8 protein-coding genes are annotated in these 9,097 nt (G+C 64.6%); 3 read left to right on the top strand and 5 right to left on the bottom strand.

What is annotated here, in order from left to right; genetic code table 11:
• Positions 1-247: 247 nt before the first annotated feature.
• The gene (locus tag ACXJL8_RS25365; RefSeq protein ID WP_456618410.1) at positions 248-739 is read right to left on the bottom strand and encodes an MmcB family DNA repair protein; all 492 of its coding nucleotides are present in this window, start codon (positions 737-739) and stop codon (positions 248-250) included.
• Positions 740-1,014: 275 nt separating this feature from the next.
• Here ACXJL8_RS25365 and ACXJL8_RS25360 point away from each other — a divergent pair, with 275 nt between their 5' ends.
• Positions 1,015-2,715 carry an alpha-amylase family protein gene (locus tag ACXJL8_RS25360; RefSeq protein ID WP_456618411.1) on the top strand — a complete coding sequence of 567 codons (1,701 nt, stop codon included), beginning with the start codon at positions 1,015-1,017 and terminating at the stop codon, positions 2,713-2,715.
• 148 nt (positions 2,716-2,863) lie between these two features.
• Here ACXJL8_RS25360 and ACXJL8_RS25355 read toward each other — a convergent pair whose 3' ends face one another.
• Complete coding sequence (locus ACXJL8_RS25355; RefSeq protein ID WP_456685789.1) at positions 2,864-4,465, bottom strand: alpha-amylase family glycosyl hydrolase; 1,602 nt, start codon at positions 4,463-4,465, stop codon at positions 2,864-2,866.
• Between the two features lie 232 nt (positions 4,466-4,697).
• Here ACXJL8_RS25355 and ACXJL8_RS25350 point away from each other — a divergent pair, with 232 nt between their 5' ends.
• On the top strand, positions 4,698-5,378 hold the full coding sequence (locus ACXJL8_RS25350) for an MBL fold metallo-hydrolase (RefSeq protein WP_456618413.1): 681 nt from the start codon (positions 4,698-4,700) through the stop codon (positions 5,376-5,378).
• A gap of 5 nt (positions 5,379-5,383) precedes the next feature.
• Here ACXJL8_RS25350 and ACXJL8_RS25345 read toward each other — a convergent pair whose 3' ends face one another.
• Complete coding sequence (locus ACXJL8_RS25345; protein ID WP_456618414.1) at positions 5,384-5,755, bottom strand: winged helix-turn-helix transcriptional regulator; 372 nt, start codon at positions 5,753-5,755, stop codon at positions 5,384-5,386.
• Between the two features lie 199 nt (positions 5,756-5,954).
• Here ACXJL8_RS25345 and ACXJL8_RS25340 point away from each other — a divergent pair, with 199 nt between their 5' ends.
• Entirely contained in the window at positions 5,955-6,257 is a 303-nt protein-coding gene (locus tag ACXJL8_RS25340; RefSeq protein WP_456618415.1) for a hypothetical protein, read from the top strand.
• Positions 6,258-6,414: 157 nt separating this feature from the next.
• On the opposite strand, the gene ACXJL8_RS25335 is transcribed toward ACXJL8_RS25340, so the two are convergent.
• Both ACXJL8_RS25335 and ACXJL8_RS25330 read right to left on the bottom strand, forming a co-directional pair.
• Complete coding sequence (locus tag ACXJL8_RS25335; RefSeq protein ID WP_456618416.1) at positions 6,415-7,593, bottom strand: extracellular catalytic domain type 1 short-chain-length polyhydroxyalkanoate depolymerase; 1,179 nt, start codon at positions 7,591-7,593, stop codon at positions 6,415-6,417.
• A 129-nt stretch (positions 7,594-7,722) separates the two neighbouring features.
• Positions 7,723-9,097, bottom strand: a 1,375-nt coding sequence (locus ACXJL8_RS25330) for an MFS transporter (protein WP_456685788.1), incomplete at its 5' end; no start/stop codon positions are given.

The raw sequence follows: 9,097 nt of genomic DNA, 5'->3' as shown, positions 1-9,097 counted from the left end.
TCGCCTCTTCGGCGAGCCTCGAAGGGCGACGGCCCGGCTGCATCGCGGCCGTGCATCCTTCGAGGCTCCCTGCGCGAGCACCTCAGGATGACGGGGAAAGAATCAGTAAGGCGAACTTCGTAGGGTGGGTTAGCGAAGCGTAACCCACCACCGTCTATCTCCGCGGATGCAGAAGAGGTGGGTTACGCCTAGCGGACTGCGCTTGCGCGCAGCCGCAGGGCTAACCCACCCTACAAGGTCACGAAAGCTACTCCCAAAACTCAGCATGTCCCTGCGGATCGACCAGGCGGTTGATCCGCAGGGCCGCCGCCATCGCGAAGCGCACCGTCATCTGCTTGCGCGTGGCGGCCTGAAGCTTGTGCTCGGGCGCCTCGCAATGCAGATGCGCGCCATAGGCGTCGGCGATGATGAGGCCGGTGCCTTCGGGGAAGATCTCGCAGGGCAGATCCTGCGTGAAGGCGAAGAACAGCCGGTCGCAATGGGCACGGTACTCGTGCCATTTCTGATCGGCGCGCAGATCCTCCACCGACGATTTGATCTCGACGATCCAGATCTCGCCGCGCTCGTTCAGCGCCACCAGGTCGGCGCGCCGGCCCGACGGCAGCGGCAATTCGCTGATGCAGGTGAAGCCGAGCGAACGCAAGAGCCGCGCCGTGCCGCGCGCGATCGCCAGCGCCGTCTCGGACTGGCGACGGTCCGGCGGCGGCACCACGGCGATGTTGCGGGCGGGGTTGTCCATGGGCGGGAGTTTAGCCGATTCCGTTGGGTGCGGACACTGTTCGCGAATGCCGAGCCGTTGCCCATTCTCTGCTGTCGTCCCGGCGAAGGCCGGGACCCATACCCACAGGGAGGTGTTTGGCGAAGACCCGACGTTCGGTACGCCTACCGGCTACTATCGATAGACCTCGCGGTATGGGTCCCGGCCTTCGCCGGGACGACACTCGGGAACCTCCCCCTGCCCTCGCACTTATCACGCAGCCGCCCACCTGGCGGAACCATCGAGGCCGCTCGCGCATGATCGACGATCTCTGGTACAAGAACGGCGTGATCTACTGCCTGTCCGTCGGCACCTATATGGATGCCGACGGCGACGGTGTCGGCGATTTCAAGGGCCTGCTGCGCCGGCTCGACTATCTGCACGGCCTCGGCATCACCACGATCTGGCTGATGCCGTTCCAGACCTCGCCCGGCCGCGACGACGGCTATGACATCGCCGACTATTACAGCGTCGATTCCCGCTACGGCACGCTCGGCGACTTCGTCGAGTTCGCCCATGGCTGCAAGCAGCGCGGCATCCGCATCATCATCGACCTCGTCGTCAACCACACCTCGGACCAGCATCACTGGTTCAAGGAGGCACGGCGAGACAAGACCTCGCCCTATCGCGACTGGTATGTGTGGTCCGACACGAAGCCGGCCGGCGCCAACAAGGGCATGGTGTTTCCCGGCGTGCAGAAATCGACCTGGACGCGCGACAAGGACGCCGGCGCCTGGTATTTCCATCGCTTCTACGATTTCCAGCCCGACCTCAACACCTCGAACCCGCACGTGCAGGCCGAGATCCTCAAGATCATGGGCTTCTGGATCCAGCTCGGCGTCTCCGGCTTTCGCATGGACGCCGTGCCCTTCGTGATCGCGACCAAGGGCGCCAAGGTGAAGAAGCCGGTCGAGCAATACGACATGCTGCGCGCGTTCCGCGAATTCCTGCAATGGCGCCAGGGCGATGCCATCATCCTCGCCGAGGCCAATGTGCTGCCGGAAACCGACATGGACTATTTCGGCCGCGACGCCGACCGCATGCACATGATGTTCAACTTCCACGTCAACCAGCACCTGTTCTATGCGCTGGCGTCGGGCGATTCGCGGCCGCTGGCAAAGGCGCTGAAGGCGACCAGGCCGCGGCCGGCCTCGGCGCAATGGGGCCTGTTCCTGCGCAATCACGACGAGCTCGATCTCGGGCGATTGACCAAGGCGCAGCGCGAGGCCGTGTTCAAAAACTTCGGCCCCGACAAGGACATGCAGCTCTACGACCGCGGCATCCGCCGCCGCCTCGCGCCGATGCTGGGCGGCGACCGCAGGCGGCTGGAGCTTGCCTACAGCCTGATGTGCACGCTGCCGGGAACGCCCGTGATCCGCTATGGCGACGAGATCGGGATGGGCGACGATCTCTCATTGCCGGAGCGCAATTGCGCGCGCACGCCGATGCAATGGTCGACCGAGCCGCATGGCGGCTTCACCAAGAACGACAAGCCGGCGTGTCCCGTCATCAACAAGGGCCCTTACGGCTTTCCGCACGTCAACGTCGCCAAGCAGCGGCGCGATGCCAACTCCATGCTGAACTGGACCGAACGCATCGTCCGCATGCGCAAGGAGGTGCCGGAGATCGGCTGGGGCGATTTCGCGATCATTGCGACGCGCGATCCCGCCGTCTTCATCATGCGCTACGACTGGCGCAACAATTCGGTGCTGTTCGTGCACAATCTCGATGAGAAGCCACGCGAGATCGCGTTCTCGGTGGGGCTGCCCGGCGACGCCGGCGCGCACCTGATCAACCTGCTCGCGGAAGACCACAGCCACGCCGACAAGCGCGGCCAGCACCGCATCGTGCTGGAGCCCTATGGCTATCGCTGGTACCGGGTCGGCGGGCTGGACTATCTGCTGAAGCGGAGTGATATCGACGCGGATACGGTGCGCGGCAAGGCGCATCCGGGGTAGCTGCATCCACATACTCCCCCGTCGTCCCGGCGAAGGCCGGGACCCATAACCACAGGAAGGAGTTTGGCGAAGATTCGGCGTTCGGTACTGCGACCGGCTACTATCGCTAGACCTCGCGTATGGGTCCCGGCCTTCGCCGGGACGACACTTAGGCGGGCGGTGCGACGATCGCTCCCTCATTGCCGCGCAAATCCAGCACGCCTTCGAGCTTTTCGCCTTCGCGATCCAGAAACGTCGACAGCAATATCTCGCTGCCGAAGCGGATCGCGCTGGTGGTGACTGCGATCGGTTCGGGGCCGAGATTGAGCACCACGATCAGCGCCCTGCCTTCGGCCTCGCGGCGGTAGATCAGCAGGTCTCCCTGCGCCGCGATCGGATGATAATCGCCCAGGACCAGCGGCGGGCAGGTCTTCCGCAACGCGATCAGGCGCTTGTACAAGGAGAGGATCGAGCGTGTGTCGGCTTCGAGATTGACGACGTTCTCGTGAACATGATCCTCCGGCAGCGGTAGCCACGGCCTGACCTCCGAGAAGCCGCCATAGTTGGAGGAATCCCACTGCATCGGCGTACGGCAGCCGTCGCGGCCGACACCGATGCCGGGCACGTTCTTCTCGAAGGGATCGCGCACGTCGTCGGGCGCGATCGCGAGCTGATGCATGCCGATCTCGTCGCCGTAATAGAGCGTCGGCGTGCCGCGCAGCGTGAGCAGCAGCATGGCGGCGACGCGGGCCTGCTCCGACCCGACGCGGCTCGCAACGCGCCGGCGATCGTGATTGCCGAGCACCCAGTTCGGCCAGGCGCCCTTCGGCAGCGCCTTCTCGTAATCCTCGATGATCGTCTCGATCGAGCGCGCGCTCCAGAAGGTCGAGAGCAGCGCGAAATTGAACGGCATCTGCGCGCCGGTGAGGTCGTTTCCGTAATAGGCCACCAGCCGGTGCAGCGGCAGATAGACCTCGCCGATCAGCACGCGCGCGCCAAAGGCATCGGTGACGCGCCGCATCTCGGCGATGACGTCATGCACCTCGGGCTGGTCGGTGGAATATTGCGTGAGGATCCTTTCGTGCGGCGGCCGGCCCTCGACATAATTCGGGTTGTGCGGGTTGTCGCGGAATTCGGCGTCCTTGATCAGGTGCCAGATCACGTCGACGCGAAACCCGTCGACGCCTTTCTCCAGCCAGAACCGCATCACGTCGTAGATCGCCGCGCGGACGTCCGGATTGCGCCAGTTGAGGTCCGGCTGCTGGGCGAGGAAGGCGTGGTAGTAATATTGACCTGTCGTCTCGTCGTAAGTCCACGCGCTGCCGCCGAATTCGGACAGCCAGTTGTTCGGCACGCCGCCGTCAGGTGCGGAATCGCGCCAGACGTACCAGTCGCGTTTGGGATTGTCGCGCGAGGCGCGGCTCTCGATGAACCAGGGGTGCTGGTCGGAGGTGTGGTTGGGCACGAGGTCGAGGATCAGCTTCAGGCCGTTGTCATGGGCGGCGACGAGCAGCGCATCGAAATCCGCCATCGTGCCGAACACGGGCTCGATGCCGGTGTAGTCCGAGATGTCGTAGCCGAAATCGGCCATCGGCGAGGGAAAGATCGGCGACAGCCAGATGGCGTCGACGCCGAGCGATTTCACGTAGGGCAGCCGCCGCAGGATGCCGGCGAGATCGCCGACGCCGTCACCATCGGAGTCCTGAAAGGAGCGCGGGTAGATCTGATAGAAGATGCCGTCGCGCCACCAATTGTCGCCGCCCTGAGCCATGCTGGAAAACCCACCCAAAAATTGGCCTTGATCATCTTCCTTGCGCGAGAGAACGCGGAAGGGACGCCCCGGTTCAAACCAGCAAGCCAATTGGGACAACCGTGTGACGGCGGCTCGGCTGTTCCCGGGCGCGTTCCCAGGTCTTGGGGCGGGTCTTGGGTCAGGTCTTGGATCAGGTCTTGGGCACAAATCTTTTGCTTGGCGGCATGGCAAAAATCGGCATTGTGAGGCCATGACCGAGCAAAACGACACCCAAGAAACCGCACAAGCCAAGGCCGGCGCGATCATCGTTCCCGTGACGCTGTTCGAGCAGAACTGCACCATCATCTGGGACGAGCCCGGCAAGAAGGCCGTGGTGATCGATCCCGGCGGCGACGTGCCGAAAATCCTCGAAGCGATCAGGCAGACCGGCGTCACCGTGGAGAAGATCTGGCTGACCCACGGCCATATCGACCATGTCGGCGGCGCGGCCGAATTGCGCGATGCGCTGAAGGTGCCGATCGAGGGTCCGCATGCCGCCGACAAGTTCCTGCTCGACAATGTGGTCGAGAGCGGCGCGCGCTTCGGCATGACCGGCGTGCGCAATTTCGCGCCCGACCGCTGGTTGGAGGAGGGCGACACCGTGTCGATCGGCGGCTTGCAGTTCGACATCCTGCACTGCCCCGGCCACTCGCCCGGCAGCGTGGTGTTCTTCAACAAGGAGCTGCGTTTTGCCCATGTCGGCGACGTGCTGTTCGCAGGCTCGGTCGGCCGCACCGACCTGCCCGGCGGCAGTCACGCGACGCTGATCGATTCGATCAAGACCAAGCTCTTGCCGCTCGGCGACGATGTCGGCTTCATCTGCGGCCACGGCGCGGGCTCGAGCATCGGCCAGGAGCGGATGACCAACCCGTTTATCACCGGCGAGATGTAGCGAACTTACTCTGCCGCCTCGGCGAGCACGGGCTCGCCGAGATTGCGATCACCCCAATCGCGGATCGCGGCGACGACCGGCACAAAGCTCTTGCCCTTGCGGGTCAGGCGATATTCGACCTTGGGCGGCACCTCGCCAAAGTCCTTGCGGTCGATCAGGCCGCTTTGCGTCAGCGCCTTCAATTCGCGGCTGAGCACGCGCGGGGTGATCTCGGCGCTGCCCTCCATGCCGCGCAACAGGCCGCTGCGGATTTCGCCATAGCGGCGCGGACCGTCCCTGAGATCCCAGACGATGCGGAGCTTGTACTTGCCGCTGATCATTTTCTGAAAGGCCGCGACGGGACAGCTGCGCGCCGGGACCGCTTTCGCCTTCGCCATGTCGTCGCCTCCATGCCTGAGCCGGCCATTCTTCTTGACGCGTTTTCTTCACGCGAACCGGTATCCACTTCGCTCGAAAACGCTATGCCACGAGGATAGGAGCGTCGGCGAAAAAGTCCATACTATCAATTTTGTCCATACTTGCGGGATCGCCCGTAAGCCGCAGATGATGGTGCACATGACGAACAGGGAGCGTCACATGAAGCACTTCATGATCCGATACGAGTTCAGGAACGGCACGACGGAAGAATGGCACCGGGAGATCGGCCGCTTCATCAAGGCGATCGACGGCGATCCGGAGTTGAAGGGCCGACTCAGCTATCGCTGCCTGAAGAACCGCGACGACGGCCATTATTTCCACCTCGCCAGCGTCGCGGATGATGCCGCGCAGAAAGCGCTGCAATCGCGCGACTTCTTCAAGCACTATCAGGAGATGACGCGGAAGGTTGCCGGCGGCGAGGTGACGGTGACGCCGATCGAGGTGATCGATCAGACGGCGTAGCCGTCATTCCGGGGCGCGCGATAGCGCGAGCCCGGAATCCATAACCACAGGGAGATGTGGGTACGGGGACTCGGAGTTATCCTTTCGGGCCTGACTTTGTCCTGTGGTTATGGGTCCCGGGCTCGCGACTACGTCGCGCACCGGGACGACAGCGGAGCTACTTCATCAATCCCGCGGCGGTCAGCGCCCGCGTGATGATCTCGCCGAGGTCGAAGCCGCGGCTTTGCTCGCGCTTCGGCTCGGCCGGCGGCTCGGCGACTGCCGAGCGGATCGAGCGGGCAAGATGCGGCGCGGGGGAAAGAGCCGGCTTCGACGCGACGGCAGGCTTTGCCGCCGCCTTCTTCGCAGCGTCCGGTATCCAGCCGGTCAGGCCGAAAAACTTCGCGATGTGATAGGACGAGGAGATGCCGGCCTCGATCAGGAACGCGCCTTCCGTGCCGTAGCGCTGATCATTGTCGGCGACGCCGAGCGGCGTGCCATGCGCCATGTCGGTGATGGCAAAGGACTCGACCAGCGTCTCGCCGTCCCTGTTCCACCAGGCCTGGCGCGGATAGCCGTCGACATTGGTTTCCGCCATCGGCACATCAGGCAGATCGTGCAGGTCGAGCCACTGCTTGACGATCTCGTTGGCATTGCCGGGATTGACCGTGCGGTCGGCGCTGCCATGCCACACCGAGACCTTCGGCCAGGGTCCGCCATGGTCCGAGGCGTTGCGCACGAGATCGCCGAGCTCGCGCGCCGGCCGCGCGGGCGAATGGAACATGCCGTCCAGCGCCTCGCGCAGGTTCGAGGCGATGCCGTAGGGAAGGCCGGCGATGATCGCGCCGGCCGCAAAAATCTCGGGATAGGTCGCAAGCATCACCGACGTCATGCCGCCGCCGGCGGAAAGGCCGGTGATGAAGATGCGCCGGGAGTCGATGCGGTGCGCTTCGGCCATGTGCGCGATCATCTCGCGGATCGAACGCGCCTCGCCGCCGTCGCGCGCGGTGTCTTCCGGATTGAACCAGTTGAAGCAGGTGTTGCCGTTGTTGGCGCGCTGCTGCTCGGGCATCAGCAGTGCAAATCCGTAATGCCTTGCCAGTGTCGACCATCCCGCACCGAGATCGTAGCCCGCCGCGGTCTGGCCGCAGCCATGCAGCACGACGACGAGCGCGCGCGGTTTCTGCAATTGCGCCGGCACGAATGCGAACATGCGCAAATTGCCGGGGTTGTCGCCGAAGCCCGTGACTTCTTCCAACGGGCTGGAGGCATCCGCGCTCCGGCCGAACGCGGCAAGGCGCAGACCATCCACCTTTGGCAGACGTCTTAAGAGTTCGACATTTCTGGTTAACGACACGGCAACTCCTGATCGGCGACTTCCAACGTCAGCCAAACCAGATAGTTGCTGCAGTGCGAAATAAAAAGTGTGTGTGCTGTCAATTACCGGAAATTCATGGGGGAATCCGCACACATTCACCGCAATGCCTCAACTTGGTGCAGATGCGCGGCGCACCCACGCCAAAAATGCGGCGCAGATCATGATTAACGCCACGAACAGCGCGAGCGAGACGGCGAATCCTGCGCGCGCTGATTGCAGCGCTTCGACCGCGAAGAACACCGCGCCGATTGCGGCCACTCCGGCCGCATTTCCGATCTGCGCGATGGTGCCGTACGCGCCGGAGGCTGAGCCCGCGGCGACCGGCTTGACTGTCGAGAGCACCGCGCCGGAGAGCGGCGCCATCACCAGTCCCTGGCCGTAGCCGAACATGATCATGGTGAGCGCGAGCTCGATCGGCGTCGGCGTAGCGATCAAGCCTGTCACAAGCGCGAGCGCGACAAGGCCCGCGATCTGGAGCGCACAGCCCTCGATCAACACCTTGGTGCCGCGATGCCGCGCCCGCGCGCCGCTGTGGCGCGATGCCACCACGAAAGCGAGCGCGAGCGGAATGAAGGCCATGCCGGCCGAGAGCGGCGGGATCTTCAAGCCTCGCTGCATGAACAGCGTCATCACCAGATAGAACGAGAGATTGGCGGCGAAGAAGAAGAACGCCGCGCCAAGCCCGCGCAGGAAGGCCGCATCCGCCAGCAGCGTCAGATCGATCAGCGGCATGCCGCCGGCGCGCGCCACCGCGTGCTCGAGCCGGGGGAATGCTGCGAGGATTGCGCCGCCGGTCGCCATCACCGCCCACAGCCACGGCGCCCAGCCGACATCGTGACCGAACAGCAACGGCCCGATCAGGCACAGCAGGCCCGCGAACAGGACGAGGCTGCCCTTGATGTCGAGCCTTGTGCCGGCCCGGCGCGGCACCGACGGCATGATGCGACAGGCGGCGGCCGCGATGACGAGGCCGAAAGGAACGTTGACGAAGAACACCGAGCGCCAGCCGGTGCCCGCAAGATCGATCGTGACGAGAAGCCCGCCGAGCAGGAAGCCTGCGGCCCCCGCGAGCCCGAGCACGATGCCGTAGATGGCGAAGGCACGGCTGCGCTGTTCGTCGGTGAACAACAGATGCAGCGTCGCCAGCACCTGCGGCACCATCAGCGCGGCGGTCGCGCCCTGCGCCAGCCGCGCGACGATCAGCTCGACGCCGGATTGCGCCAGCCCGCACCACAGCGACGTCACGGTGAAGCCGAGCACGCCGGCCAGAAATATATTCCTGGTGCCGTGGATGTCGCCGAGGCGGCCGCCGGTGACGACCAGCGTGGCATAGGCGATCAGATAGATCGCGATGACGGATTCGATCTGCGCCGGCGTCGCATGCAGCTCGACCGCGATGGTCGGAATGGCGACGTTCACCACGAAGGCGTCGACCCCGAACATGAACTGGGCGGCGACGACGATCGCCAGCACCCACCAGCGC

It is taken from the genome of Bradyrhizobium sp. P5_C11_2, from assembly GCF_054049755.1.
The sequence above is the reverse complement of the archived record's forward strand: the minus strand, read 5'-3'. Positions and strand labels throughout refer to the sequence as shown.

Bases quoted from the DNA above. Each gene is read 5' to 3' on its own strand.
- ACXJL8_RS25365 (WP_456618410.1), bottom strand. From the start codon at position 739: ATGGACAACCCCGCCCGCAACATCGCCGTGGTGCCGCCGCCGGACCGT.
- ACXJL8_RS25360 (WP_456618411.1), top strand. From the start codon at position 1,015: ATGATCGACGATCTCTGGTACAAGAACGGCGTGATCTACTGCCTGTCC.
- ACXJL8_RS25355 (WP_456685789.1), bottom strand. From the start codon at position 4,465: ATGGCTCAGGGCGGCGACAATTGGTGGCGCGACGGCATCTTCTATCAG.
- ACXJL8_RS25350 (WP_456618413.1), top strand. From the start codon at position 4,698: ATGACCGAGCAAAACGACACCCAAGAAACCGCACAAGCCAAGGCCGGC.
- ACXJL8_RS25345 (WP_456618414.1), bottom strand. From the start codon at position 5,755: ATGGCGAAGGCGAAAGCGGTCCCGGCGCGCAGCTGTCCCGTCGCGGCC.
- ACXJL8_RS25340 (WP_456618415.1), top strand. From the start codon at position 5,955: ATGAAGCACTTCATGATCCGATACGAGTTCAGGAACGGCACGACGGAA.